A 24,346-nucleotide genomic window follows, 5' to 3' on the forward strand; every position below is an offset into this window, starting at 1 on the left:
GCCAAGCCAACAGACCGGGGAACGGACGGGGTCAAGGCCGTCAGCCGCCGAAGGCGGGGGCGCGCTTCGCGCCAGCCTTGAGGCCGGCCGATCACCGGTCTACTTCAGCACAGTTGCTCTGAGTGCAGGGCTGTCCCGGGAATGATTCACTATGACGCAGCGCATGCCCGGCAAATCCAGCGTGAACCGGATACTTTCAGGTTGTCGAGACTCAGAAAGGGCCGGGCATGCAATACGTGAATAGCATCTTTGGGAATCTCCTTAAACCGATCGACCGGCGGGAATTCCGAAATGTCGTTGAGCGGCATAATGGCAATGCCTATGACAAATCGTTCAAAAGCTGGGATCATCTGGTAACGATGGTCGGCGCCCAATTAAGCTGCGCCGCGAGCCTGCGCGCTGTCGAAGCCACATCAAAGGCCAATGCCCATCAGCAATATCATTTGGGCGTCGGCAATGCTGCTCGTTCGACGCTGTCGCGGGCTAATGCACGGCGTCCGGTTGGCGTTTTTTCAGACACCTTCGCCATGCTGGCCAGAAAGGCTGATCGACACACCCGGGTAGAAGGGGCCGAGATGGTTCGGCTGATCGATTCGAGCCCGGTACCGTTGGGCAAGATGTGCAAGTGGGCAGAATGGAACGGTCGTATTCGCGGCATGAAGATGCACGTCGTTTATCATCCGGGCAACGATGTCCCCGCTTGCGTCGAGATTACGTCCGCGACCGTCAACGACGTTGAGATCGGCCGTCAAACCGAACCCGAAGCCGGGGCGACCTACGTTTTCGACAAGGCCTATTGTAACTTTGGCTGGTGGAAAAAGATCAGCACCGCCGGGGCCTTCTTCGTCACGCGTGTCAAGGTAAGCACGCGCTTGCGCAAGACAAGGTCTTGCTACGTTCGCAAGAAAATTGGAGACGGCTTCAGAATCATCGATGATGCTGAAGTCATGCTCGCCAGCACGGGCAACTCCAGACTGCCGATCCCGTTGCGACGCATCAAGGTCAGGCGTGACGAAGGTGGGATAATCACACTCATCACCAACGATCTCAAACGCACAGCAGTCCAGATTGCGGCCCTCTACAAGAGCCGCTGGCAGATCGAACTCCTGTTCCGCTGGATCAAGCAGCATCTCAATCTCAAAAAGTTCATGGGCAAGAACGATAATGCCATTCGCCTGCAAATCATCGCCGCGATGATCGCCTATCTGCTTCTGCGCCTCGCGCGCCAGCTGAATTCGTTGCGGATGCTGCCGCTGCGCTTCGCCGAACTCGTCTGCCAACGCTTGTTCATGAGAAAACCGGTCGCAGAAATCGGCACCCCGCCACCAGTCAACCCGAGCAGGCGGAAACCAGAATTCTCTCCCGATCAGCTAGGGTTCGCCTATGCGTGATTTTTCCCGGGACAGCCCTGCTCTGAGTGGGACGGGATGGCGAAACATATAGCCTGATTTTTAGTTCCGATAAACAGAATTATTTTTTCGAGAGGGGCTTGACACACATTCCGATAAACCGAAGTGATTTGCCCGTCGGATAGTCACACAACTGTCACACAATGCGGCTCGCCGGGCCGGCAGCCTGTCGTCGGGGGAGCCAGCGGTTTGCGCGAAAGCGCCGCCCGCCAGCGCTGCGAAATCGTCATTGCGAGCGCAGCGACGCAATCCCTGTCGAGCGTAAGGAAAGATGGATTGCTTCGCTGCGAATGACGGCCGTGGCGATCAAAGCGTCTCTTGCTTGTGCCCGCATTGCTTGCAGGCGAACTTGACCCGGGTCGCGCCCTTTTCCGCCGAGATACGGTTTGGCGCGCCGCATTTGCCGCAGGTGGTTTCGATGCGGGTATTGCCCTGCTTTACCACCAGCGCCTTGCGCTCCATGGTTTCGCGGATCAGGCGCTCGGCCTCCTCGCGCATCGCCTGCTTGTCCATCCGCCTGTCCTGTCACATCCGCCACAGCAGCCTTACCGCAACCGCCTCGCTTTTGCGAGACGGGACGGCATAAAGTCGCGGCTCGAACCGCGGGCATCATCCGTGCCTCACACCGTCAGCACCGTCGAGCCCGTGGTCTTGCGCGCGGCGAGATCGGCGTGGGCCCTGGCGGCGTCCTTCAGCGGGTAGGTCTGGTGCACCTCGATCTTGACCGCGCCTGACTTCACCACGTCGAACAGTTCGTTCGCCATCGCCACGAGATTTTCGCGCTTGGCGGCGTAGGTGAACAGCGTGGGACGGGTGACGAACAGCGATCCCTTCGCGGCCAGCAGGCCGAGATTGAGCGGTTCGACGGCGCCGGAGGACGCGCCGAACAGAGCTGCGACGCCGAGCGGGGCCAGGCAGTCGAGCGATTTCAAAAACGTGTCCTTGCCGACGGAGTCATAGACCACCGGCACCTTCTTGCCGCCGGTGATTTCGTCGACGCGCTTCACAAAATCCTCTCGTGTATAGACGATGGTGTGGGCGCAGCCATGGGACTGGGCAAGCTTGGCCTTTTCGTCGCTGCCGACGGTGCCGATCACGGTGGCGCCGAGATGTTTGGCCCATTGGCTGAGGATGGTGCCGACCCCGCCGGCGGCGGCATGCAGCAGAATGGTGTCGCCGGATTTGACCCGGTAGGTCTGGCGGATCAGGTACTGCGTGGTCAAACCCTTCAGCATCATCGCCGCGGCGGTCTGGTCGTCGATGCCATCGGGCAGTTTCAACAGCCGATCGGCCGGGATCAGCCGCGCCTCGGAGTAGGCGCCGAGCGGCGACGCGCCATAGGCGACGCGGTCGCCGGGCTTCAGATCGGTGACGCCGGGGCCGACTTCCTCGACCACGCCGGCGCCCTCGCTGCCGAGCCCGCTCGGCAGTTGCACGGGATAGACCCCCGAGCGGTTATAGATGTCGACGAAGTTGAGGCCGACCGCGGTGTGGCGGATGCGCGCCTCGCCGGCACCGGGCTTGCCGACCTCGACTTCTTCCCAAACAAGGACTTCGGGACCGCCGGCTTTGTGAAAACGGATGGCATGCGTCATGGATGGGCTCCTTGGGGGTGGGATGAAAAAGAGTGAGGAAATGGTGCGGGCGGTTCAGGTCTCGATAATGACGTAACTGTCCTCGATATGGACAGGGAAGGTCTCGGCGACGTATGGACCCTTTGCGAGCGTCTCGCCATCCTCGATCACGACGGGATAGGTGCGGACCTTGACCCGCTTCGGATCGAACCAGGACTGGCCGTTGCGCATGTCGAATTCCCAGCCGTGCCAGGCGCAGCGCAGGAGTTCGCCGACCCGCGAGCGCTGATAGACCCCGGGCTCCGGCGAGGTCAACCTGGCGACGCAGGCGGCCTTGTCGAGCGGCGCGCCGGCATGCGGGCAGCGGTTGAGCAGCGCGAAGAACTCGCCGTTGACATGGAACACGACGACGTCGCGGCCGGCGATATCGACCACCTTGTTGCCGCCGGGCGGGATCTCACTGGTGCGGGCGACGATGTGACGGGGCATACGGGTACCTTGGAAACACAAATCGGTATCGCGGCCCATCCTTCGAGACGGCCACTCCGTGGCCTCCTCAGGATGAGGGTTGACGTGCTGAAACATAGCAAACCTCATGCTGAGGAGCGAGCAGCGCGAGCGTCTCGAAGCATGGGCAGCAAGCACCTCACGATCCAATCACAGCCTGTAAACGGCGCGGGCATTGCTGTTGAAGATTTTGCCGCGCTCGGCCTCCGTCAGCGGCGTCTTGAAGGCATAGCGCGGGTCGTCGAAGTCCCAATGCGGATAATCCGACGAGAACAGCAGGCGGTCGACGCCGACCCATTCGATCAGCGAGCGCAGATGCTTCGCCTCGTCGGGCTCGTCGATCGGCTGGGTGGTGAACCAGAAATGCTCCCTGACGTATTCCGAGGGCCGGCGCTTCAAGTGCGGCACCTCGCTGCGGAACTTTTCAAAGTGCTGGTCCATCCGCCACATCGTCGAGGGGATCCAGCCGAAACCGCCTTCGATGAAAACGATTTTGAGTTTCGGGAAACGTTCCGGAATGCCTTCCAGCACCAGGCTGGTGAGCATCGCCGCCATGGTATGCGCGTTGCTCTGGTGCTCTTCGGCGTAATAGGACGGCCAGCCGCCGCCGGTCGGCGCATGGCCGCCATAGCCACCGACATGGATGCCGACGGGAAGGCCGAGTTCCTGCGCCCGCGCATAGATCGGCCAGTAGCGGCGGCGGCCGAGCGGCTCGTTGGCGCGCGGCGAGACGTTGACCTGGACGTATTCGCCTGTTTTGGCGCAGCGGTCGATCTCGGCGATCGCCAGCTGGGTGTCGTCCTGCCCGACCAGGATCGAGGCTTTCAGCCTGGCGTCGCGGTGCGACCAGAACGCCAATTGCCAGTCGTTGACGGCGCGCTGGATCGCCGCGCCGAATTCGAGATTCTGCTGCGAGAAGATGAAGAGATCCAGCACCTGCAGGATGCCGAACTCGACGTCGAACGGATCGAGGTGCTGCTTCTGCATGAAAGCGAGATCGGAGCCGGGCACCCCGCCGGTCGGCGGCCAGGCGTCGCGCCGCGCGATCAGCGGCGAGGAGCGCGGATAGGGCGTGGTGCCGATATAGGGCGTGCGCAGATGGCTGCCGTAGGTTTTCAGGTGCTCCTGCCAGCGCCTGGGCAGGAACGGATCCAGGTCGGAATGGGCACGGATGCTCGGATGGATGTCGCAGTCGATGATCCGCAGCCGGCTGTTCGCGGGCGCTTCGCGTTCCGATAGCGGCCGGTCGATGACGTCGCTCATGCGATCCTCCTATGCGGCCAGAGACAGCCGTGGAAAGGTTTCAAGCGGATTGTCGGCGCACATGCGCTGCACCAGACTGGCCGGCAGATGCTTCGGGATGGCGTCGTCGCCGTCGAATTGCCAGTGCGGATAGTCCGACGAGAACAGGAACATCTTGTCCGAGCCGATCATGTCGATGATGTCGGCGACCCCCGCCGCGTCGGGCGGGCTATCGAACGGCTGCGTGGTGAAGCGGAAATGGTCGCGCATGATCGCGGCCGGCTCGCGCTCCACCCACGGCACCTCGACGCGAACGCCGCGCCACGTCTTGTTGGCGCGCCACATGAAGGCCGGCAGCCAGCTGATGCCGGATTCCATCAGCACCACCTTGAGGCCGGGGAACTTGCCGAACACGCCTTCATAAATCAGGCTGAGCACCTGGGCCTGGAACGCCTGCGCCTCGGCCATGTAATATTCGTAGCGGTAGGACGGCCAGCCGACCGAACTCGGCGCCTGGCGATACGCGGTGCCGGCATGGATCGCGATCGGCAGTTTGTACTTTTCCGCCGCCTGCCAAACCGGCCAGAAATGCCGCTTTCCGAGCAGGGCATCGCCTTGCGCCAGCACCAGCACCGAGACGAAGCGGTTGTCGGCGGCGCGGCGCTCGATTTCCTCGATGGCGAGATCAGGCGCCTGCATCGGCACCACGATCGAGGCGCGCAGCCGTGAATCCTTCGACAGCCACTCGGCCGCGATCCAGTCGTTGATCGCCTTGCAGAAGTCGGCCGCCATATAGGGATCGAACACCGCCTGGGCGCCGTACAGCACGTTGCAGATGGCGTGGCTGGCGCCGAGCTGGTCGAACGCGCCGCGCTGCACCATGGCAAGGTCGCTGCCGGGCTTGTCGCCATTGGCGGGCCGCCAGTCGGCGCGGCCGGACAGCGGCATATTGGGCGGGTAGGAGTTGAGATCGAGCCCGTCGATGGCGCGGCTGACCACCTGCTCCTTCCAGTGATCGCTGAGATAGGGCAACAGCGTGGTCCGGGTTCCACCGACGGCGGGATGGATATCGCAGTCGATCCGCGTGGCCATGCGCGTTTCCTGAGTTTCGTTCTTGGCGGGCACTTCGCGCCGCGGCGCAAATGTGCAGCCGGCGGCTGCCAAGCGCAAGGGTCGAAGGCGGATCGAAGGGGAATCGAGCCGGATGGCAGCCATGGCTGAATGCATGCCGATTTGATCGGGCGCGCCCGCGCCGGTCTTGCGGCAGACCCGCAAAACGCAAATACTTGGGCCAAACGGGAGTCCCGGGGCAACCCTGGCAAAAACCAGAGACAGCACCAAGGGGAGAAATGTCATGGCGCAACAGGCCGACGATGCCGCCGGGGGCGGCAGCCACTTTACCACCAGCCGGCGCGGATTTCTGGGCTCAACGGGGCTCGCCGCGATGGGCGCGGTCGTCGGCAGCGTGATGCCGCTGTCGCCCAGCGGCGGCATTCCCGCCGCACATGCGCAAGCCGCGGCGCCCGCAGCACCCAAGGGCCCGCAATATCTGAAATTCCCGGGCAAGAACGACAAGCTCGTGGTGCTCGGCGAAAAGCCGCTGGTCGCGGAGACGCCGGAAAGCCTGCTCGACGACGACACCACGCCGATCGAGAAGTTCTTCATCCGCAATAACGGCCAGTTGCCCGACGAGACGAAAAATCCGGACGCCTGGAAGATCACCATCGACGGCGAGGTCGACAAAAAGATCGAGATCACGGTCGGCGAGTTGAAATCGAAATACAAGGCGGTGACCCGGCGTATGGTGCTGGAATGCGGCGGCAACGGCCGTGCCGCGTTCTCGCCGCCGGCGCGCGGCAACCAGTGGACCAATGGCGGGGCCGGCTGCGCCGAATGGACCGGCGTGCCGCTGGCCGAGGTGCTGAAGGCCGCGGGCCTGAAGAAGAGCGCCAAATATACCGCGCATTATGCCGCCGATTTGCATCTGTCGGGCGACGCCAGCAAGCCTACCATCTCGCGCGGCGTGCGGATCGAGAAGGCGATGGACCCCAATACAATGATCGTGTGGGCCATGAACGGCCAGCCGCTGCCGAACATCCATGGCGGGCCGGTGCGCCTGATCGTGCCGGGATGGCCGGGCTCGGCGTCGCAGAAATGGCTGACCAAAATCACCATCCGCGACAAGGAGCATGACGGTCCGGGCATGACCGAATTCTCCTACCGCACCGCCATCAAGCCGATGGTGCCCGGCGACAAGGGCGATCCCGCGAATTTCCGCATCATGGAATCGATGCCCGTGCGCTCGATCATCACCAGCCCGGCCAACGGCGCCAAATTCGCTGCCGGCACCAAGGAGCTGAAACTGCGCGGCGCGTCGTGGGCCGGCGACCTTGCCGTCCGGCAGGTCGATGTCTCCACCGACTTCGGCGCCAGCTGGCAGCGCGCCAAGCTGGAAAAGCCGAAGAACAAGTATGACTGGCAGCGCTGGACCGCGACGCTGAAACTGCCGACCGACGGCTATTTCGAGATCTGGACCCGCGCCACCGATTCGAAGGGCGCGATGCAGCCGCATCTGGCCGGCTTCTGGAATCCGCAAGGCTACGGCGGCAACGCCATGCACCGCATCGCGGTGCTGGTCGGCTGATGCGGCGCATCGCCTGGGCTGTGATGGCGGGACTACTGTGGATGGCGCCCGCCATGGCGCAGTCGACCTTCACGCCATCGGACGAAAGCCCGGAGGATCTTCCCGCCGGCGCCGGCCGCGATGAAACCTTTTACGCCTGCACCGCCTGCCACGGCTTTAAACTCGTGGCGCAGCAGGGCATGACGCGCGCGCAGTGGGACGATTCCATCAATTTGATGATCCGCCGCCACAACATGCCCGCGCCCGACGACAAGGACCGCGCGGTGGTGCTGAACTATCTCGAGGCGACCTACCCGCCGCGAGCGCCAGCCGCCCGTGGCGGCTGGCAGAACCCGTTCGCGAAGTGAGTCCTACTTCTTCTTGCCCTCGGCATCGAACTGCTTGAGGTAGGCGATCAGGTCGTTGGTGCGCTGCTCGTCCTTCAGGCCGGCATAGATCATCTTGGTGCCGGGGATCTTCGCCTTGGGGTCCTTGATGTATTCGCGGAAGGTGGCCTCGTCCCAGGTCAGTCCGGAATCCTTGTTGGCAGCGGTATAGTTATAGCCGGGGATGGTGCCCGACTTGCGGCCGAACAGGCCGTTGAGCTGCGGGCCGACATTGTTCTTCGCGGTCTCGCCGACCTGGTGGCAGGCCTTGCAGACGCCGAACACCTTTTCGCCGGCCGCGGCATCCTGGGCGCTGACTTCACCTGACCCGGCGACCGCCAAAAGCGCAACGAAAACAAACCCTCGCATCCTGTTCTCCTGTTTAAACAGCCCGTTGGGGCCGTGGAACTTCTGGCTGATCGGCATCGCGCGGTCGATCCGACTTTCGGAGTACCGACTGATGGTATCTCTCAAGCACCATACACGATCAAAGTTCCAGTGGAATCGGTGATGCGGGCCTGCAGGTTCGGCCTGACCGCCACGATGCCAGCAATATCAGGCAAGGGCATCAGGCTGAACGCGGTCGACAACGCGTCCGCTTCGGTGGCCGTCGGCGCCATCACGCTGACGCTCCGATAGCGCTGCGGACTGCGTCCCGTCGCCGGATCGAACAAATGGGTAAAGCGGCCTTTGGAGTCGAACCGGAAACCGGCGCCCGCCGAGGTCGCAACCGCGCGGTCGACTAGGTCGACGGTTTCGCTGAGCCCGCCCGGCCGGCCGGGGTCGCCGAGACCGACGCGCCACGGCGTGCCGTCGGGCCGGGCGCCGATCGCGCGTATTTCGCCCATATCGACCAATGTCGTCGACAGGCCCGCGCTCCGCAGCCGCTCGACGACGCGGTCGGTGGCAAACCCCTGCGCGATGCCGTTCAGCGTGATGGCCGCGCCGCGCTTCAGCAGCGCGATCCTGTTCGCGCCGACCAGCAGGCCGGCGTGGCCTACCTTCGCCAGCGCTTCGGCCAGCCGCGGCGGCGACGGTCCGTCGCCGCCCGGTGTCCCCGACGAGAAATGATCGGCATAAAGCTGCCACAGCGGCTGCACCGTCGGGTCGAACGCGCCGCCGGTGATTTCGGCAAAGTGCAGCGCGGTTTTCAGCAGCGCCACCATATCGGCGTCGGGCGCCACGAGCATGCCGGTGCGGTTGAGATTCGAGATCGCGGAATCCGCCCGGTACAGGCTGAACTGCTGCTCCAGCCGCCGCACCTCCAGCACGCAGCGCTCGACCAGCCGTTCGGCCCCGGCCGTGTCGGGGTGATGGATCTCGATCGAGACCTGCGCGCCGAGCGCCGAACCACGCCAGCGCACGGGTGCGCCGGCTTGCGCGAAACGGCTGGAGGCGAGAAATGCCGATCCGGCCGCGCTCGCGGCAATGACGATCATGCGCCGCCGGGTGAGTCGTTGAAGCATCGGCTGGTTCCTCTTCAGTTCGTCCTGATGCCAGGACGTTCCTGCTGGCTCTGGTCGCCGGGCGTGTCGCTGCCGAGCACATAGTCGCGCGGAATCTCCGTGAACGGCACCACGCGGCCGCCATTGGCGGCGGCAAAGGCGTCGGCGGCCTCGCGATTGCCGAACGGCACCGCCTCGGCCGCGCCCATGCCGCCCTGCTTGCGGCCCTCGATCACGAAGAAGGCCTTGCGCGCGTCGATCCAGTTGGTGGCGCCGGGATCCTCCCAGCTTTTCGCCCGCGCCATGTCCGACACATAGATTGCCCTGATGTCGCGGGGCTGGTCGGGCATCAAGGTGAAGGCCACGGTGTCGCGCACCGAGGAAAACCAGAACGGATCGATCCGGCCCGCGGTGATGATCTGGCCCTTCGGTCCGGGATGTTCGAGCAGGTTCATGCCGCAGAACACGCCCATGGCGTCGCTGTTGAGCGCCACCGGCGGCGGCGCGACCGAATTGGCCGTATCCTGATTGCATCCAGCGAGAACAATCGCAGCGACAAGCGCGCCCAGGATTCGCAAGGTGACTATTCTCATAATTCCCTCCGCGCAAAGAAGGCGGTCGCCAGTCCGAGCGGGGCGGCGATCCAGACCACAAGGCCCAGCAGCAGCGCGCCGATGCCGGTGCTCGCCGTCCCCGCCAGCCCGGCCATGCCGGAGAACTGGCTGACGTTGAACCCGGTCAGGTTGGTCAGCCGATAGAGATCGGTCGGATTGAGAAACAGCAGCGCCTCCAGCACCGGCGCCGTGACGACGCGCCCCTGATCGACCACCAGGATGCCGAGCAGCGCCATGTCGAACACCAGCACCATCAACAGCCAGATGCCGACCGAAATACCCGCGGCGGTGCCGCGGTCACGCACCAGGCTGGAGATCAGATATCCGATCGCGACGAACACCGCGCCGAGCAGGATCGAGGTTCCGAGCATGGAGGCGAAGGCGTACCAGCTCGCCGCCAGCACCGAGGCTCCGGTGATGGCGAGCGCGGCTGCCGCCGCGCCATAGCCGATCACGGTGGCGAAGGCGAGGATCAGCACATGGCCGCAGAACTTGCCGAGCAGGACCTGGTAGCGGCCGACCGGATAGCTCAGCAGCAGGATCATGGTGCCGCGCTCCATTTCGCCGACGACGGCGTCATGCGAGATCAGCAGCGCGATCAGCGGCAGCAGGAAGATGGTGAGACTGGAAAGGCTCACCACCACCACGTCGAGCGCGCCGGCGCCGACATTGCCGGTCGGCGCGCTGCCGAGAAAGGTCAGCGACAGCGACAAGGCGGCCAGCAGCAGCGTGGTCGCCAGCACCCAGCGGTTGCGCAGCCCTTCCTTGATCTCCTTGGCGGCGATGATGACGATGTTCCTCACGCGGCGTTCTCCCGCAGAAAATGCGCATAGAGATCGTCCAGCGTCGGCGCCGCGATCTCGATATTGGTGACGCCGGGATTGCCGGCCGCGACGCGCAGCAACTCCATCTTGGCGGCGTCATCGGGCACCAGCAGGATGCGGCCGTGCGGCGCCGCGACGCTCGCCCCGTTCATCCAGGCCGGCGGCACGCTGGCCCCGGGCGCCAGATCGAGCGAAACCCGGATCGGCAGTTGCGAGATCGAGCGCAGTTCCGCAAGCGAGCCCTGCGCGACCAGTTGGCCGCGGTTCATGATCAGGACATGCTCGGCGCGATCCTCGAGCTCGTTCAAGGCGTGCGAGGAGATCAGCACCGTGGCGCCGTCGTCGCGCAATTCGTTGAGGATTTCATAGAAGGTCTGGCGCAGCGCCGGATCCAGCCCCGTGGTCGGCTCGTCCAGCAACAGCACGCGCGGCCGTCCCAGCAGCGCCTGGGCGAGGCCGAGGCGCTGCCGCATGCCCTTGGAATAGGTCCCTACCCTGCGATCGGCGGCATGCATCAGGCCGACACGCTCCAGCAGCGGCCAGGCCGAGGCGGGCTTGATCTGTTTCAGCCGGGCGTAGAACGCCAGCGTTTCGCGCCCGGTCAAGGCGGCATTGAAGGCGACGTTCTCCGGCAGATAGCCGAGTTGCCGGCGCGCCGAGAATTCGCCGGCCGCCGGATCCTCATCGAGCACGCGGACCGTGCCGCGCTCGGCGTGAATGAGGCCGAGCATCAGCTTGATCAGCGTGGTCTTGCCGGCGCCGTTGTGGCCGACCAGCGCGCTGAGGCGTCCAGGACCAAGGTCGAACGAGACATTGCGCAGCGCCTTGACCGCGCCGTAACTCTTCTCCACGCCGTTGACAGAAACAGTGACGCTCATCGCAGGCTCCGGCTGGCTGACGGTTTCGGCGGCGGCGCGATCAGGGGACGGGTATCGACGACGCCGCCGGGATAGAGTGCCGGAAACTGCGCCTGCGCCCAGCGCAGCACCTGCACCGCGGGGCTGTTGATCAGCACCTTGGCCGCGGGCGCGGTCCACAACACCCGATCGACCAGATCGTTGGGCCGGTAGGCGGTGTCGGCAATGCCGTCGCCGTTGAGATCGAACGCCGGGTTGTCGCTCCAGTAATTGCCGCGGCCGCCCTTCGACCAGTCGAGGTCGCGGGTGCCGACATATTTCACCTGGTTGCGGTTGCCGACAAAGGCGTTGCCGGTGATCTCGTTGCCTTCGGAACCGGCGGTGAAATGCACGCCGATGCCGCAGCGCTCGAACCAGTTGTTGCGAAACTTGTTGTGGTTGGTGTTGTAGATGAAGACGCATTTGCCGGGGCCGCTGCGCAGGCCCGGTTCCGGTTTCGATTCCGGCAACATGCCGCGCTCTTCGGCCGTACCTTCGTCGCGGCGGCTGACGATGTTGTCGAGCGAGCCGCCGTTGACCCAATTGCCGTCGATCTCGGCGTAGTTGGCGTAATTGAACAGCATGCCGTAGTCACGGTCGCGATCGCTGATATTGTTGCGGATGATCAGCCGGTTCGAAAACATGATGGCGTAGCCGACGTGGTTGCCGACCGAGACGTTACCGCTGACTTCGCTGTCATTGGTGTACATGTAGTGCACCGCGAACCGCACCTGCTCGAAGCGGTTGTCGAGGAAGCGGTCCTTGCGGCTGGAAATCGTGAAGATGCCGTCGCGGCCGTAGCGGAAGCTGTTTCCGGCGATCGTGACATCGGGCGCATTCCAGACCGAGACGCCATTGCCGGCATCGTTGCGGCGCCCGCCCTGGATGCCGTCGACGATGTTGTTCAGCACGCGCGACCCCGTCGCGCCATGAACATAGATGCCGTACAAATTGCCTTCGAAGCGGTTGTTCTCGACCAGCGCGCGCTGCGCCGTTTTCTCGAGGAACACGCCGGAATCCATTTTTTCCAGATCGCGGCCCGATCCGCGGATGGTCACGCCGCGGATGGTGACATCGGGAACGGTCACGGTAACGACATTGCCGGCGCCGCCGCCGTTGAGCACCGCGCCTGGCTTCCCGCTCAACACCACGCGCCGTTCGATCCGGATTGCGCCGTTGTATTCGCCCGGCGCGAGTTCGATGATGTCGCCGTCCTGCGCCCGGTCGAGCAGCACCTGCAGCGGCTGCTCCGGAACAGCCTTGATCGTCTCCGCAACCGCGAAGCCCGGGGCTCCGGCGGCGAGGACCGCCGCCGGAAGAATGCGAAGGAGGGTCAACACGTGCGTTCCCGCCTCAGGACGTTTTGGGCTCGACGAACATGCGACCCTTCATTTCCATGTGCATGGCGTGACAGAACCACGAACAATAGTACCAGTAGACGCCGGGTGCGTCCGCCGTGAAGGTCACAGAGGCCGTCGCCATTGGGCCGATTTCCATGTTGACGCCGTAGTTCACGATGCAGAAGCCGTGCGTCAGATCCTCCACCGCGTCGATATTGGTGACGTAGACGGTGACCTCGTCGCCCTGCTTGATCTGGAACTGCTCCAGGCCGAATGCCGGCGCGGTCGACGTCATGTAGACGCGGACCTTGTTGCCGTCCCTGATCACCTTGGAGTCGGCCTCGAGATTGATCTTGTCGGCCTTGGCCTGCTTGACCGCATCCGCAAACATCGGATCGGCGCGGTCCCAGATCGAAACCGGATTGATCTTGGAACGGTGCACGATGGTGGCGTCATGCGGCTCGGCGAAGCTCGGACCGTCATGCACCAGCTTCATCTTGTCGCCGGAGATGTCGATCAGCTGGTCGTTCTCGGGCTTCAGCGGGCCCACGTTCAGGAAGCGGTCCTTGGAGAACTTGTTGAGCGAGATCAGCCACTTTCCGTCCGCCTCCTTGGTCTGCCCCATCGAGGAATGGTTGTGGCCGGGCTGGTAATGCACATCGAGCTTCTGGATGATCGGGTCGACCTTCTCGCCCTTGAAGGCTCGCCTGGCAAGGTCGATGTTCCACTTGCAGACCTGGCTGTCGAGAAACAGCGTCGTATAGGCGTTGCCCTTGCCGTCATAGGCGGTGTGCAACGGTCCGAGGCCCAACTCGGGCTCGGCAACCACGACGTCGCGCGGCTTGATCTTGTCGTCAAACAATTGATCGAACAACCGGACGTCCATCACGGTGACGGTCGGCGAGAGTTTTCCGGCCGCCACAACATGGATGCCGTCGGGCGCGGTGTTCATGCCGTGCGGGCTGTTGGCAACCGGGACATAGCGCGTGTAGGGTGAACCCTTGCGGCCGTCGATCACGGGCACGCCGCCCATTTCCTTGAAGTCGCCCTTCTTTACCGCCTCCTCGATGCGCTTGATGTTGAAGATGGTGACCCAGTCCTGCTCCTTGGCGGTCATTTCGGCGAGGGTGACGCCCTCTTCCGAATTGTAGCAGGTGGAGAAGGCGTATTTGCCCTGGTAGTCGGCATCGACATTGTCGAGATTGCCGTCGACCATGACCTGCCAGGCGACCTTCATGGTATCGCCGTCGATCGCGGTGAAGATCGAGTGGTACTGCTTGGGATCGTTGAGCACCTTGCCGTCATTCGGTATCGGCACGCCGTCCTCGCCGTTGCAGAACACATAGCCGGTGCGCGGGTATTTCTGCACGCGCAGGCCGTGCACGGTGTGCTGGTTCGGCAGCTGGATGATCTTGTCGCACTTCATGACGTCGAGCCGCACCCGCGCGACGCGGGTATTGGCCTTGTCGTTCATGAAGGCATAGCGGCCATCATAGGTGCCGTCGGTGAAGGAGATGTGCGGGTGATGCAGGTCGCCATTCAGGTAGGTGCCGCCGCGAGACTTGAGGAACGCGCGGGTTTCGGGCAACAGGCCCTCGGTCAGCACCTTCAGGCTTTCATTGGTCTGGCCCCAGCCGGTGGCGCTGCAGCGGTTGAACACGGGAACGCGCATCAATTCGCGCATCGACGGCAGGCCGACGATACGCATTTCGCCGGACTGGCCGCTGGAAAAGAAAGTATAGTACTCATCCAGTTCACCGGGATGCACTTCGGCCTTCTGCACGACCGCAGGCCGCGCGGCCGGCGCCTTCGGCGCCGCGGCCTTGGTCTGCGCATCGGCGGTCGTGACGTTGAGCGCTACACCTCCCGCGAGGCCCACGCCCGCTGCCGCCGCGGTTGTCCCGAGCAAGGTACGCCGGCTGACGCCCTTTGCATTTCCGCTTTCGTTATCGCTCATGATAGCCTCCTAGGTTTTCAGGTTGCGGGTGGTGTGATGGCGCCGACCGGCGGCAGGTTGATCGGCTTGCCGCCGGCGGTGATGATGGTGTTCGGGCCCTTGCCGCCGCTGCGCATCGAGGGCGACGACAGCGCGTCGCGCTTCTCGCGCTTCAGCCGCACCTGGATCATGTGCGGGCAGCGGTGGTCGTCGAAATACAGTTCCTGGCAATGCATGCAGTAGATGCATTCATTGACGTTGATGTGTCCCTCGGGGTGAATCGCCTGCACCGGGCATTCCTTGGCGCAGCGCTGGCAGGGCGTGCCGCATTCGGGCCAGCGCCGCAGCCATTCGAACATTCTGACGCGGCCGGGAATCGCCAGCGCGGCGCCGAGCGGGCACATGTAGCGGCAGAAGAACCGCTCCACGAACAGGCCGGCGGACAACGTGGTCAGTGCGTAGATGACGTAGGGCCATTCGCGCGCGAACTTCAGCACGATCGCGGTCTTGAACGGCTCGACCTCGGCCAGTTGCTCGGCGAACGCGGTCGAATACAGCGACATGCCGAACAGGCCGAGGAAGATGATGTATTTGATCGGCCACAGCCGCTCGTGCAGCCCCCATGGCAGCCGGTATTGCGGGATCTTCACGGCCTGGGCGACGTTGTTGAGCAATTCCTGCAGCGCACCGAACGGACAGAGCCAGCCGCAGAACGGCCCGCGCCCCCAGAACAGCAGGCCGGCCGCGATCGAGGCCCAGAGCAGGAAGACCAGCGGCGCCGACAGAAAGTATTCCCAGCTGAAACCGCTCAGCAGCGAATTGGCGAAGGTCAGGACGTTGACCACCGAGAGCTGGGCATTGGCGTACCAGCCGAGCCAGACCAGAATGAAGAGCAGATAACCTCGGCGGACCCAGGCGTAAAACCGCGGACGCCGCACCAGCGCATTCTGGAAAAAGAAGATCAGCGTGAGGACGCCGAGTGCGGCGACCGTCGTGGAGATCTTGACGACATCGCCGCGCCAGATCTGCATCCACAGCGGTTCGTCCTCGGCGGCGAAACCTGTCGCGGGCTGGAGCGGCGGCGTTGCCGCGGAAGATTTGGAAGATGCCGAAGATGCGGAAGATCCGGAAGGTGCGGCTGCCTGCTGCTGCGCCGGCGCGGCCGGCTCGCGCTTGATGTAACCGTCCGGCAGCGTGTAGCCGAGATCGAAGGTGAGCCACGCCTTGTCCTTGGCGCCGACCACGCGCTGGACCAGCAGTTGCAGCACCCAGGGTTCGGTCGGATCGAATGTGAATTCCGGCGGCAGCACGAACAGCGCGATTTCCGGAAAGTGCGGCGCGCCCTCGGCTTCAAGGCTTCCCAACCTTGTGTGGTCGCGGTCGCGGAAGCGGATGCTGTTGCTGTCCTGGATCAATTCGACGCGGTCGAAGATGCCGCCGCGGACATAGGCAGCGCCCTTGAACGAGTAATGCCCCACTCCCGCGACGACGATGGCCTGCTGACCGGGCTTGAGGCGGCCGGCCAACCGGTTGTACCCGTCGTCGCCGAGCAGGCTGCGGCCGATGGCCGGAACCGCGACGTCGGCGACGTAGAGATCGATGAAGGTGTCGTCCGGTTCGCCCTCTTCGGGATGCGCGGCGGCGGCGGCGTTGCCGGTTTTTTCGAAGGCCTTGTTGATGTCGTCGACGGAAAGCACCAGCCGGCGTACGGAACCGTCACCGACCAGGGTCTCCCAGTCGCGAACCTCGCCTTTGCCGGGATCGATCGTCTTCTTCGCTTGCGGCACAGCACTGGCGGCGGCGACGCCGCCCTGGCCGCCGAGCCGGCCGCCCTTGATCAGCTTGGTGGCGGAGCGGACGATGCTGTCGCCCATTACAAGCACGGTGACCGTGGCGCCGCTGACGATATCGACCTGCGGGGCGGGCGCGGTTCCACGCGCGACGCGGTCCATGTCGGCGCCGATCAACTTGTTGACGGCATCCACCACGCGCTTTTCCGGAATTCCGAGCAGAACGATCGGTTCCTTGTGCTCGACCATCTTGAGGCCGGTCACCACGCCCTTCGGCGTGATGCCGACCAGCAGATGGATCGGCTTGCCGGAATAGCCGGTGGCGTTGGCAAAGTCGGAATTGAGGTAGACGAAGCCGATGACCTGATCGTCCTTCAGCGCCGGCACGATCGCGGGATCGCCTTGCGGCGGCCCGAACCGATTGGCGCCCGCAACCAGTTCGGCAGGCTCGGCCTTCCCGAGATATTCGCCGAGACGGCCCGCAGCGCACGCCTCTCCAAGCATGGCGATCCAGCCGACAACGGCCAGAGTTCCCAGAAGGACAGAGATATTGACGGGGTTTCGCAAGTTGCTTCTTCCAGATGTCAACAGAACGCCGTTGTTCTGGATCGCAAGCCATCGAAAAGCAGCCTAGAACACTTTGCAGAACGGCTGCTTGCGCTGGATCAAGCAAGCCATAGTCTGACTGGTTCAAAAGTATGGCGAGAGAGAGCCCGACATGCGCAAAGAGCCGCTGCTGACCGCCGTGCCGCCCGCTCCGGTGGCAAGCCTGAGCGAGCTCTATGCCATTGCATTCGACCAGGCGCAGAAGGCCACGCAGCGATACGACGCGCTGGCCGCGCAGCCGGATGAGGGCCGGCGGCCGGTGCGCGCCGTGTTTGTGGTACTCTCGGCCCGCGAGCGTGAACGCTGTGACAGCCTGTCCGCGGCTTGCCTGGCCGCCTGCGGCAAGCGGCCCGATGGTTCCGATCTGCGCTGGGCGCCGATCGATCTCGTTACCGCGGAAGAGATCGCCGACATCGGCAATTCCAGCCTGTCGACGCCTTACACCGCGTGGGCGCTCGCGGCGCGCCAGCGCCAGCGCGCCTTCGTATTCTGGACCTATGTGATCGCGCTAGCCGAAAATCCGCAGGTTCGGCTCACGGCGGAGAACCTGGCGCGGGAAGCGCTGTCCGACGGCAATCGGTGGCGCCGCGAGCGCCGGCTGGCCTGGAGAACCGCGAAGACCGAGGCCGGGGAGATGGCGACGTCCGACGAGTCGGCATCGGCGGCGCTGCTGGAAAGCCTGCTGCTCAGGGATATCATCGCATGGGCGCAAGGCTTGACGCCGGCGCAGCGCGACCAGCTTCTGGCGATGGATCCATCGCGCCTGCCGCCGCACTTCCTGACGCCGTCAGACCAGAGCCGCATCGAGCCCGCTTCAGGAGACATCGAACAGATCAAGCGCCGTGCGCTGCGACGCGCCGAACAACTGTCGAACATCTATCTGGATGAAGCCGACAGCGCCGACGACCAAAGCCGCATGGAGCTCGCGCAGAAACTCGCGGCGGGATCCATCATGCGGCTCGCGAGCCTGCGCAATATCGCCGCGGCATCCGCTTCGCCGTGATCGGCCGGCCCGGCGGGGCCGCCGGGAATTCCTAATTCGCCAGCGGCGGTGAGCCTGCGGTGCGAACCAGCTTGTCGGCCTTCTGGAGAACGTAGGTGTTGGCGGGTTGCTCGCGGGCAAAAAAGGAGAACCCGACAAAGGCCGCGCAGAACATCAGGCCGACCAGCATGACGCGGCGGTGGGTACCCTTGTCGGCGGTGTGGAATGAATTGGACATGCAATAATCCATACAATGCCATGCCCGGACCGCAATCGCGCTCTGAATTTAACCTAACTTATGAAGGTTATCGGCCCGCGCAACTTGCCGAAAATTGGTGGGAGTTTGTTAAGGCGGCTGCTATGCCGTGGGGCCGTAGGGTCAGGCATCCGGGGCTGCGTTTCCTTGAGCACGAGTCAACTGCAATCCGCGTTCGATTTCGTCAACGGCGCTGTCGGCTATCGCTACAGGTCCGGCGCCTCGCGACGAGACGCGCTGGCGCGGGCCGCCGGCTTCGGCAAAGGCATCGTTCCCACCATCATCGACGCCACCGCGGGGCTGGGCCGTGACGCGTTCATGCTGGCCTGCCTCGGCGCCCAGGTCACCCTGCTGGAGCGCTCCCCTGGAGTTCATGACCATTTGCGGGATGCGCTGGCGCGGGCCGGCGCCGAGAGTCCCGAACTCGCCGCCGTGGCGGCGCGGATGACCTTGATGCAGGGCGACGCGCGGGACCTGCTGCCCGGCCTGCGCGCCGATGCCGTGATCGTCGATCCGATGCACCCGCCGCGCAGCAACAGCGCTGAAGTGAAGCAGGAGATGCGGCTGCTGCGCGCACTGGTCGGTGCCGACCCCGACGCATTCGAGCTGATGCAGGCGGCGCTCGCCGCCGACTGCAAGCGCGTGGTGCTGAAATGGCCGCTGCGGGCGGCGGCGCTGGAGGGCTTGCGAAAACCGTCGCACTCCATCACCGGCAAGACGGTGCGTTATGACGTGTTCATGATGGCGGCGCGGTAGGGCTCACTGTCCTTCTCCCCTCCTCCCGCGAGCGAAGCGAGTGGTGGGGAGGGGAGTGAAGCGCAGCGCTTACTCTCCGCCTATTCTTTGCCAAACGCCTTCTCGTAATAGATCTGCGTCGGCACGAAGCCGACCCGCGCCAGCACCGACTTCATGCGCTCATTGTCCGCGCGAGTGCGGAACACGACCTTGCCCATGTTTTTCTGCCGGCAATGGTCGAACACCGCCTCGACCAGGGCCGCGACCACGCCACCGCCGCGCTGCGAAGGCGCGACGTAGATGCTGTGGAAGTCGGCGTATTTTTCCTTGGTGATGAAATTCTGCCGCTGACTGACATTGGCCCAGCCGACCACTTCGCCGCCGCTTTCGGCAACGAACGCGGCGGCGTCCTTGTTTGCCATCAGCTGCTTCAGCTTCTTGATGTAGAAATTGGTGTCCGTGATCGGATCGTCGGGAAACGAGATTTTGGCGATCTCGCCTTCGAACACCGCGACGGTCTCAAGATCCTTTTCCTCGAGGGAGCGCAAGCGAAAACCTGGTTTGTCAGACATTTTGGGTATCCATGAGATTGATCATGACGGTCGAACCGACTGCCGGCGGAACACATGCCCGCCGCAAGAGCTGCATCCCCTGACCTTGGCGTCTTCAATGGTGGCCGGGATGCCGTCCTGCCCGAGCACGATCTCCTTGCCGCAATCGGTGCAGGCATAGACGCGCAGCCGCGGATTGACCTCGGCGGTATAGAGCGGGCCGCTGAAATCAGGCAACTCGGCGGCTGATCCCGAGACATGGACGAGTTCGATCAGCTGACCGAGATTCCCGAGCATGCTGGCGCCGGCATAGCGATTGAAGTTCGGCCACACCGCCCGCACCGCCAGCCCAAGCCCGGTGAACACCTTCTGCAGCTCCAGCATCTGCGACGCCGGCCAGTGGGTGAACGAGAAGAAGCATTGGCCGTCGGCCTCCGTGGTCAGCGCCTCGCAGCCGCGGGCCAGAAACAGCCGCGCGCCTTCCAGCGTATAGGGTGGATCGGTCTCGATGGTGTCGAACGAACGGCGCAGGCCCGCCGGCAACTGATGGCGCAGATCGTGATGCACGACATCGAGCGCCAATTGTTCGCGCGCGGCGGCATCGCGCAGAAACGCAATGCGCCGCTCGTCGGCATCGACGACGGTGACGCCCCGTGTGAGATCGCCCTGTCGCAGCGCGCGGCCGAGCAAGCCGATCGCGATCGACACCGAATCGTCGTCGCCAAGCAGCAGCACGCGCTTGCCCTCAAGCGCGCCGTTCTGCAGCATCAGCAGCGCGCGGCGCATCGCGGTGTCGGGCATGCAGGGCGCCTGATCCAGCGTGACATCGACCGACGGCGCGCCGGTGATGATTTCCGCCAGACGATCGACTTCGGCCTGAAGCGAATCCGGGATGACGATGCCATGTCCGGCACAGGCCACGCAGGTGATGTCGAGCTGCGTTGTCCGCATGCCGAGATCGCGCTCGACGAAGTCGCGGCCTTCGCCGGTCAGCGACAGCCCCTGCTTGCGTTCGAGCAGTCCGGCCTTTTCCAGTTCGCGCCGCACCGCGCTCGCGACCGGCAGCGGCAGCCGCGCCTCGCGCGCGGCATCCTGCAGGCGCAGCGAGCCGGCGCGGTAGACCGCGCGCAGCAAGGCCTGGACGCCGGCGGATCCCTCGCGCAAACGCGTCGCCTGCGCTATCAGGTCCAGAATCGACGTCGCGGCCATTACTTCTTGATCTCGGTGGCAATTCGGCTAACTAGCACACACTCGCATCCAATGCGAGTTGGGCCAGCATTGCAATCGGTCCGGACCGCAGGAGCGTCTCGATGCTGATGACCCATATCCTCGCCGAACTGTACGAGTGTCCCGAGATAATCGATGACGCTAAAGCGCTGGCGGAAGCCGCGAAGACAGCGGCACAGTCGGTCGGCGCCACCATCGTCGGCGAGTACGAAGTCCGCTACGTCCCGCATGGTCTCACCATCGCGATCTTTCTCGGCGAGTCGCACATCGTGCTGACGACATGGCCGGAGTATCATTTGCTGCTGGTCGATATCCTCTTGTGCAATCCGGACATGGACCCGCGCGAGGTCGCCGAGCAGATCAAGACGCGGGTCTGCCCGTTGGGGCAAATGGTGGTGCACGAGACGCCGCGCCGGATCGCCGCGCGGGCCTGAGGCGGCGCACATCGTCGATGCCGGCACGCGCCCGACTGCCCGATTCGACTCCAGCCTCGCCCCCAAATGAACACGGTCTCGGCGAATTGCAGTCAAACGCCTTAATCACCGTGGCTCCCGAGCAAAACATCGGGGACGTCATAATGGCTTTCGAAATCGTGGCAACAAGAGACAGCGAAACCGTCACCATGCAGCGGGACAGTTCGCTGATCGCAATTGCCAAGGCGCGGGTGTGGGCCAGCGAAGGCTGGAACGTCACCATCGTCGTCCTGGACGAGACTGCGCCGGCGCCAGCCGACGAAAGCCTGTTTGCCGCGTCCGTGGTGACCGATCGGCAGTTCGATCTCAGCCTGGCCGGCTGAACCCGGCTTGCTGAACCTGGCAGGCCGCCGCCGCCGGATTGGCGGTCCGGCCCGGACCGGCCGAAAATCATGCTGGATCGGGCAATTGGATGGTGGGCGCGACAGGGATCGAACCTGTGACCCCCTCGATGTCAACGAGGTGCTCTCCCGCTGAGCTACGCGCCCCTCTTGAGGGTCATCTTTACGGGTGGGGTCCGTATATCGGCTCCAAAGCGGGCAGGCAAGCACGCTGGACCAGATCCTAGGCCGGATCAGGTGGCCTGATCAGGCCGCCAGCATCTTGTTCACTTCGCTGACCAATTCGCGAAGGTGGACCGGCTTCGACAGCACCTTGGCGTTTTTCGGTGCTTCCGAATCGGAATTCAGCGCCACGGCGGCAAATCCGGTGATGAACATGATCTTGATGTCGGGATCGAGTTCCGAGGCGCGGCGCGCCAGCTCGATACCGTCCATCTCGGGCATCACGATATCGGTGAGCAGCATTTCGAACGGCTCCTCGCGCAGCCGCTGATAGGCGGACATGCCGTTGTCGTGGGACGAGACCTGAAAACCGGCGTTTTCCAGCGCCTTGACCAGGAAGCGGCGCATGTCGTTGTCGTCTTCGGCGAGGAGGATTTTGTGCATGATGATGGGTCGTCGAATCCGGTTAAGAGGACCAATCCGCCCACTAAGCCCGACAGAGGGTAAATTTGGGTTAAAGAGCGGCGCGCGATCGGGCGGCGGATGGCGCTATTTCTGTACCGGAATGCGTCTCAAGGCAATGAAGCCGGGCCTTTTCGCCTCCCCGGAGGTGTTCGAGCAGGCCCCAAATTTTTCACTTGGCAAAATTTATCTGGAAATTGACCTGGAAATTGACCTGGAAATTTACTTGGAAATCCACTTGGCAGAACGGTTGTGATTACCGACAATGCCTTCTCATAAGAACACCGTTTTTCTGGCAGAATCGACGCATCCAGAGCAGCGGCTTGCAGGGACGGCGCCCGACGATGCCCCAGTTTGATGGCGAACTGTCGCCTCCGTTCGAGATCCTGGAGCCGGCCGAGTGGCGGGCGCCGATCATCTTCAATTCCCCGCATTCCGGCTCGGTCTATCCGCGCGAATTCCTCGAAGCGTCGCGGATCGACCTGGCCGCGCTGCGCCGCTCCGAAGATTCGTTCATGGACGAGTTGATCGCGGATCTGAGCGAGCGCGGCTTTCCGACGATCACGGTCAACTTTCCGCGCTCCTATGTCGACGTCAACCGCGAGCCCTACGAACTCGATCCCAGGATGTTTGCGGGCCGCCTGCCGAGTTTCGCCAATACCCGCTCGATGCGGGTGGCCGGCGGTCTCGGCACCATCCCGCGCGTGGTCGGTGACGGCCAGGAGATCTATCGCGAACGGCTGCCGGTCGATGACGGGCTGGCGCGGATCGAGGCGCTGTACAAGCCGTATCACCGCGCGCTGCGCCGGCTGATCAACAAGGCGCATCAGAGGTTCGGCACCGTGATCCTGGTGGATTGCCATTCGATGCCCTCGGTCGGTGTCTCGCGCGACGAGCCGCGGCGGCCGGACATGGTGATCGGCGACCGCTACGGCACCAGTTGCGCCGCCCTGCTGCCCGACATGGTCGAGGAAACCATGACCGGGCTGGGTTACTCGGTCGGGCGCAACAAGCCCTATGCCGGCGGTTTCATTACCGAGCATTACGGCAATCCGGCATCCGGACTGCACACCATCCAGATCGAACTCAACCGGGCGATCTATATGGACGAGCGGCGGCGCGAACGCAGCGCCAGATTCAGCCAGGTGACCGCGGATTTCGCCGCACTGGCCGATGCGCTGGCCGCGGTGCCGCTCGGCGATCTCGGCGCGTTCCAGGCTGCGGCGGAGTAGGATCTCTCCTCCCGTCATTCGGGGGCGCCCGCGAAGCGGGCGAACCCGGCATCTCGTATGACAACCTCTGGATTCCGGGTTCGCGCCAGGAGGCGCGCCCCGGAATGACGACGAGGATGAATACCCAAAAGAAAAAAGGGCCGCTTGAATGAACAAGCGGCCCAAGTCTAGGGAGGAAACGCCCAAGGAGGGCAGCGATAGCGCGAGGCGCTACCGCACCGCAGCAATATGCGACCGCGCTGCACAAAGCGCAAGGGTTTTTGAGTCATTTACGCCGCAGAATACGCATGGCTGGGCTGCGATTGGATAGTGTCTACCCAGGGATTTTCCCAGATATTTCAGTGGCTTCACCACGGCGGAGCCAAGCCGGCACACTGATCGCCTGACTCCCACCTTGGACCTCTCGATTTCGTGATCGGCGGTGTCGTCGAAAAATACACCGTTTGCCGGGCTGATCCGGGGCTGATTCGCGACCGAACCCGTCACAGGCACCGGTACCGGCCGCTGTATAATGTGCGTGTGACCGGTGCGCGGCCTGCCGGATTGGGCTAGGCAAAGGCGCAGGATCATCCTCCACCCGCTCCATCCCCACGGGAATCGCCGTGACGGTCATCGACTTTACCGCTTTTATCGGCCGCCTCGCGACCACGTCGGGCGAAACCATCCTGCCGTTCTTCCGGACCTCGCTGTCGATCGACAACAAGAGCAGCCACGACTTCGACCCGGTCACCGA

The 24,346-nt window shown here is 63.9% G+C and carries 26 protein-coding genes, 1 tRNA gene and 1 pseudogene; 10 read left to right on the top strand and 18 right to left on the bottom strand.

All coding sequences use genetic code 11. The features are described from left to right. Nucleotides 1–227: 227 nt before the first annotated feature. On the top strand, nt 228–1,391 hold the full coding sequence (locus Q8N40_RS02895) for an IS4 family transposase (protein ID WP_305710738.1): 1,164 nt from the start codon (nt 228–230) through the stop codon (nt 1,389–1,391). A 324-nt stretch (nt 1,392–1,715) separates the two neighbouring features. On the opposite strand, the gene Q8N40_RS02900 is transcribed toward Q8N40_RS02895, so the two are convergent. From Q8N40_RS02900 to Q8N40_RS02920, 5 genes are all read right to left on the bottom strand, one after another. Next, nucleotides 1,716–1,922, bottom strand: a complete 207-nt coding sequence (locus Q8N40_RS02900; RefSeq protein ID WP_304869462.1) for a hypothetical protein — start codon at nt 1,920–1,922, stop codon at nt 1,716–1,718. Between the two features lie 107 nt (nt 1,923–2,029). Beyond that, entirely contained in the window at nt 2,030–3,004 is a 975-nt protein-coding gene (locus Q8N40_RS02905; RefSeq protein ID WP_305710739.1) for a quinone oxidoreductase, read from the bottom strand. 54 nt (nt 3,005–3,058) lie between these two features. Then, nucleotides 3,059–3,472: a Rieske (2Fe-2S) protein gene (locus Q8N40_RS02910; protein WP_305710740.1), complete on the bottom strand. Its 414-nt coding sequence runs from the start codon at nt 3,470–3,472 to the stop codon at nt 3,059–3,061. A 168-nt stretch (nt 3,473–3,640) separates the two neighbouring features. Continuing rightward, complete coding sequence (locus Q8N40_RS02915) at nt 3,641–4,753, bottom strand: amidohydrolase family protein (RefSeq protein ID WP_305710741.1); 1,113 nt, start codon at nt 4,751–4,753, stop codon at nt 3,641–3,643. A 9-nt stretch (nt 4,754–4,762) separates the two neighbouring features. After that, nucleotides 4,763–5,824 carry an amidohydrolase family protein gene (locus Q8N40_RS02920; RefSeq protein WP_305710742.1) on the bottom strand — a complete coding sequence of 354 codons (1,062 nt, stop codon included), beginning with the start codon at nt 5,822–5,824 and terminating at the stop codon, nt 4,763–4,765. Nucleotides 5,825–6,086: 262 nt separating this feature from the next. Here Q8N40_RS02920 and Q8N40_RS02925 point away from each other — a divergent pair, with 262 nt between their 5' ends. Both Q8N40_RS02925 and Q8N40_RS02930 read left to right on the top strand, forming a co-directional pair. Continuing rightward, nucleotides 6,087–7,376, top strand: a complete 1,290-nt coding sequence (locus Q8N40_RS02925) for a sulfite oxidase (protein WP_305710743.1) — start codon at nt 6,087–6,089, stop codon at nt 7,374–7,376. After that, nucleotides 7,376–7,723: a hypothetical protein gene (locus Q8N40_RS02930; protein WP_305710744.1), complete on the top strand. Its 348-nt coding sequence runs from the start codon at nt 7,376–7,378 to the stop codon at nt 7,721–7,723. Before Q8N40_RS02925 ends, Q8N40_RS02930 begins: the two co-directional genes overlap by 1 nt. 3 nt (nt 7,724–7,726) lie before the next feature. Here Q8N40_RS02930 and Q8N40_RS02935 read toward each other — a convergent pair whose 3' ends face one another. The 8 genes from Q8N40_RS02935 to Q8N40_RS02970 form a co-directional block, all read right to left on the bottom strand. Then, the gene (locus Q8N40_RS02935) at nt 7,727–8,110 is read right to left on the bottom strand and encodes a cytochrome c family protein (protein ID WP_305710745.1); all 384 of its coding nucleotides are present in this window, start codon (nt 8,108–8,110) and stop codon (nt 7,727–7,729) included. Nucleotides 8,111–8,211: 101 nt separating this feature from the next. Further along, on the bottom strand, nt 8,212–9,207 hold the full coding sequence (locus tag Q8N40_RS02940) for an FAD:protein FMN transferase (RefSeq protein ID WP_305710746.1): 996 nt from the start codon (nt 9,205–9,207) through the stop codon (nt 8,212–8,214). A 14-nt stretch (nt 9,208–9,221) separates the two neighbouring features. Beyond that, nucleotides 9,222–9,779: a nitrous oxide reductase accessory protein NosL gene (locus Q8N40_RS02945; protein ID WP_305710747.1), complete on the bottom strand. Its 558-nt coding sequence runs from the start codon at nt 9,777–9,779 to the stop codon at nt 9,222–9,224. Further along, nucleotides 9,776–10,603, bottom strand: coding sequence for an ABC transporter permease subunit (locus Q8N40_RS02950; RefSeq protein WP_305710748.1), 828 nt, complete (start codon nt 10,601–10,603; stop codon nt 9,776–9,778). Before Q8N40_RS02950 ends, Q8N40_RS02945 begins: the two co-directional genes overlap by 4 nt. Beyond that, nucleotides 10,600–11,502, bottom strand: coding sequence for an ABC transporter ATP-binding protein (locus Q8N40_RS02955; protein ID WP_305318148.1), 903 nt, complete (start codon nt 11,500–11,502; stop codon nt 10,600–10,602). The genes Q8N40_RS02950 and Q8N40_RS02955 overlap by 4 nt, the downstream gene beginning before the upstream one ends. Next, nucleotides 11,499–12,860: a nitrous oxide reductase family maturation protein NosD gene (locus Q8N40_RS02960; protein WP_305318147.1), complete on the bottom strand. Its 1,362-nt coding sequence runs from the start codon at nt 12,858–12,860 to the stop codon at nt 11,499–11,501. The genes Q8N40_RS02955 and Q8N40_RS02960 overlap by 4 nt, the downstream gene beginning before the upstream one ends. Before the next feature lie 13 nt (nt 12,861–12,873). After that, on the bottom strand, nt 12,874–14,817 hold the full coding sequence (nosZ, locus tag Q8N40_RS02965) for a TAT-dependent nitrous-oxide reductase (RefSeq protein WP_305710749.1): 1,944 nt from the start codon (nt 14,815–14,817) through the stop codon (nt 12,874–12,876). 17 nt (nt 14,818–14,834) lie between these two features. Further along, nucleotides 14,835–17,090 carry a NosR/NirI family protein gene (locus tag Q8N40_RS02970; protein ID WP_305710756.1) on the bottom strand — a complete coding sequence of 752 codons (2,256 nt, stop codon included), beginning with the start codon at nt 17,088–17,090 and terminating at the stop codon, nt 14,835–14,837. Between the two features lie 214 nt (nt 17,091–17,304). On the opposite strand from Q8N40_RS02970, the gene Q8N40_RS02975 reads away from it, so the two are divergent. Continuing rightward, complete coding sequence (locus tag Q8N40_RS02975) at nt 17,305–18,195, top strand: hypothetical protein (protein ID WP_305710750.1); 891 nt, start codon at nt 17,305–17,307, stop codon at nt 18,193–18,195. A 31-nt stretch (nt 18,196–18,226) separates the two neighbouring features. On the opposite strand, the gene Q8N40_RS02980 is transcribed toward Q8N40_RS02975, so the two are convergent. Continuing rightward, nucleotides 18,227–18,412, bottom strand: a complete 186-nt coding sequence (locus Q8N40_RS02980) for a hypothetical protein (RefSeq protein WP_305710751.1) — start codon at nt 18,410–18,412, stop codon at nt 18,227–18,229. A gap of 165 nt (nt 18,413–18,577) precedes the next feature. Between Q8N40_RS02980 and Q8N40_RS02985 the strand changes: the two genes are divergently transcribed. Next, nucleotides 18,578–19,186, top strand: a complete 609-nt coding sequence (locus tag Q8N40_RS02985; protein ID WP_305710752.1) for a class I SAM-dependent methyltransferase — start codon at nt 18,578–18,580, stop codon at nt 19,184–19,186. A gap of 80 nt (nt 19,187–19,266) precedes the next feature. Here Q8N40_RS02985 and Q8N40_RS02990 read toward each other — a convergent pair whose 3' ends face one another. Both Q8N40_RS02990 and Q8N40_RS02995 read right to left on the bottom strand, forming a co-directional pair. Further along, on the bottom strand, nt 19,267–19,737 hold the full coding sequence (locus tag Q8N40_RS02990) for a GNAT family N-acetyltransferase (RefSeq protein WP_305710753.1): 471 nt from the start codon (nt 19,735–19,737) through the stop codon (nt 19,267–19,269). Between the two features lie 21 nt (nt 19,738–19,758). Then, the gene (locus Q8N40_RS02995) at nt 19,759–20,925 is read right to left on the bottom strand and encodes a bis-aminopropyl spermidine synthase family protein (RefSeq protein ID WP_305710754.1); all 1,167 of its coding nucleotides are present in this window, start codon (nt 20,923–20,925) and stop codon (nt 19,759–19,761) included. A 101-nt stretch (nt 20,926–21,026) separates the two neighbouring features. Between Q8N40_RS02995 and Q8N40_RS03000 the strand changes: the two genes are divergently transcribed. Together Q8N40_RS03000 and Q8N40_RS03005 are read left to right on the top strand one after the other, a co-directional pair. After that, nucleotides 21,027–21,377 (top strand): S-adenosylmethionine decarboxylase family protein, encoded by a 351-nt coding sequence (locus tag Q8N40_RS03000; protein WP_305321068.1) that lies wholly within the window; start codon nt 21,027–21,029, stop codon nt 21,375–21,377. A gap of 143 nt (nt 21,378–21,520) precedes the next feature. Next, nucleotides 21,521–21,739: a hypothetical protein gene (locus Q8N40_RS03005; RefSeq protein ID WP_305321069.1), complete on the top strand. Its 219-nt coding sequence runs from the start codon at nt 21,521–21,523 to the stop codon at nt 21,737–21,739. A 90-nt stretch (nt 21,740–21,829) separates the two neighbouring features. Here Q8N40_RS03005 and Q8N40_RS03010 read toward each other — a convergent pair. Both Q8N40_RS03010 and cpdR read right to left on the bottom strand, forming a co-directional pair. Beyond that, nucleotides 21,830–21,904: transfer RNA gene (locus tag Q8N40_RS03010), tRNA-Val, on the bottom strand. A 99-nt stretch (nt 21,905–22,003) separates the two neighbouring features. Further along, nucleotides 22,004–22,363 carry a cell cycle two-component system response regulator CpdR gene (cpdR, locus tag Q8N40_RS03015; protein ID WP_140976363.1) on the bottom strand — a complete coding sequence of 120 codons (360 nt, stop codon included), beginning with the start codon at nt 22,361–22,363 and terminating at the stop codon, nt 22,004–22,006. On the opposite strand from cpdR, the gene Q8N40_RS03020 reads away from it, so the two are divergent. The 3 genes and pseudogenes from Q8N40_RS03020 to Q8N40_RS03030 all read left to right on the top strand — a co-directional run. Beyond that, nucleotides 22,362–22,637 (top strand): hypothetical protein, encoded by a 276-nt coding sequence (locus tag Q8N40_RS03020; protein WP_305710755.1) that lies wholly within the window; start codon nt 22,362–22,364, stop codon nt 22,635–22,637. The two genes, cpdR and Q8N40_RS03020, sit on opposite strands and share 2 nt — an antisense overlap. Before the next feature lie 88 nt (nt 22,638–22,725). Next, on the top strand, nt 22,726–23,613 hold the full coding sequence (locus Q8N40_RS03025; RefSeq protein WP_305321071.1) for an N-formylglutamate amidohydrolase: 888 nt from the start codon (nt 22,726–22,728) through the stop codon (nt 23,611–23,613). Between the two features lie 602 nt (nt 23,614–24,215). Further along, nucleotides 24,216–24,346: pseudogene (locus tag Q8N40_RS03030) on the top strand (histidinol-phosphatase); the annotation flags it as partial.

Source organism: Bradyrhizobium sp. (assembly GCF_030693485.1).
Classification (GTDB): Bacteria; Pseudomonadota; Alphaproteobacteria; order Rhizobiales; family Xanthobacteraceae; genus Bradyrhizobium.

What these genes read in the sequence shown, in the direction of transcription:
- Q8N40_RS02895 (WP_305710738.1), top strand. Translation starts at nt 228, where the DNA reads ATGCAATACGTGAATAGCATCTTTGGGAATCTCCTTAAACCGATCGAC.
- Q8N40_RS02900 (WP_304869462.1), bottom strand. Translation starts at nt 1,922, where the DNA reads ATGGACAAGCAGGCGATGCGCGAGGAGGCCGAGCGCCTGATCCGCGAA.
- Q8N40_RS02905 (WP_305710739.1), bottom strand. Translation starts at nt 3,004, where the DNA reads ATGACGCATGCCATCCGTTTTCACAAAGCCGGCGGTCCCGAAGTCCTT.
- Q8N40_RS02910 (WP_305710740.1), bottom strand. Translation starts at nt 3,472, where the DNA reads ATGCCCCGTCACATCGTCGCCCGCACCAGTGAGATCCCGCCCGGCGGC.
- Q8N40_RS02915 (WP_305710741.1), bottom strand. Translation starts at nt 4,753, where the DNA reads ATGAGCGACGTCATCGACCGGCCGCTATCGGAACGCGAAGCGCCCGCG.
- Q8N40_RS02920 (WP_305710742.1), bottom strand. Translation starts at nt 5,824, where the DNA reads ATGGCCACGCGGATCGACTGCGATATCCATCCCGCCGTCGGTGGAACC.
- Q8N40_RS02925 (WP_305710743.1), top strand. Translation starts at nt 6,087, where the DNA reads ATGGCGCAACAGGCCGACGATGCCGCCGGGGGCGGCAGCCACTTTACC.
- Q8N40_RS02930 (WP_305710744.1), top strand. Translation starts at nt 7,376, where the DNA reads ATGCGGCGCATCGCCTGGGCTGTGATGGCGGGACTACTGTGGATGGCG.
- Q8N40_RS02935 (WP_305710745.1), bottom strand. Translation starts at nt 8,110, where the DNA reads ATGCGAGGGTTTGTTTTCGTTGCGCTTTTGGCGGTCGCCGGGTCAGGT.
- Q8N40_RS02940 (WP_305710746.1), bottom strand. Translation starts at nt 9,207, where the DNA reads ATGCTTCAACGACTCACCCGGCGGCGCATGATCGTCATTGCCGCGAGC.
- Q8N40_RS02945 (WP_305710747.1), bottom strand. Translation starts at nt 9,779, where the DNA reads ATGAGAATAGTCACCTTGCGAATCCTGGGCGCGCTTGTCGCTGCGATT.
- Q8N40_RS02955 (WP_305318148.1), bottom strand. Translation starts at nt 11,502, where the DNA reads ATGAGCGTCACTGTTTCTGTCAACGGCGTGGAGAAGAGTTACGGCGCG.
- nosZ (WP_305710749.1), bottom strand. Translation starts at nt 14,817, where the DNA reads ATGAGCGATAACGAAAGCGGAAATGCAAAGGGCGTCAGCCGGCGTACC.
- Q8N40_RS02970 (WP_305710756.1), bottom strand. Translation starts at nt 17,090, where the DNA reads ATGCTTGGAGAGGCGTGCGCTGCGGGCCGTCTCGGCGAATATCTCGGG.
- Q8N40_RS02975 (WP_305710750.1), top strand. Translation starts at nt 17,305, where the DNA reads ATGCGCAAAGAGCCGCTGCTGACCGCCGTGCCGCCCGCTCCGGTGGCA.
- Q8N40_RS02980 (WP_305710751.1), bottom strand. Translation starts at nt 18,412, where the DNA reads ATGTCCAATTCATTCCACACCGCCGACAAGGGTACCCACCGCCGCGTC.
- Q8N40_RS02990 (WP_305710753.1), bottom strand. Translation starts at nt 19,737, where the DNA reads ATGTCTGACAAACCAGGTTTTCGCTTGCGCTCCCTCGAGGAAAAGGAT.
- Q8N40_RS02995 (WP_305710754.1), bottom strand. Translation starts at nt 20,925, where the DNA reads ATGGCCGCGACGTCGATTCTGGACCTGATAGCGCAGGCGACGCGTTTG.
- Q8N40_RS03000 (WP_305321068.1), top strand. Translation starts at nt 21,027, where the DNA reads ATGCTGATGACCCATATCCTCGCCGAACTGTACGAGTGTCCCGAGATA.
- Q8N40_RS03005 (WP_305321069.1), top strand. Translation starts at nt 21,521, where the DNA reads ATGGCTTTCGAAATCGTGGCAACAAGAGACAGCGAAACCGTCACCATG.
- Q8N40_RS03020 (WP_305710755.1), top strand. Translation starts at nt 22,362, where the DNA reads ATGATGATGGGTCGTCGAATCCGGTTAAGAGGACCAATCCGCCCACTA.
- cpdR (WP_140976363.1), bottom strand. Translation starts at nt 22,363, where the DNA reads ATGCACAAAATCCTCCTCGCCGAAGACGACAACGACATGCGCCGCTTC.
- Q8N40_RS03025 (WP_305321071.1), top strand. Translation starts at nt 22,726, where the DNA reads ATGCCCCAGTTTGATGGCGAACTGTCGCCTCCGTTCGAGATCCTGGAG.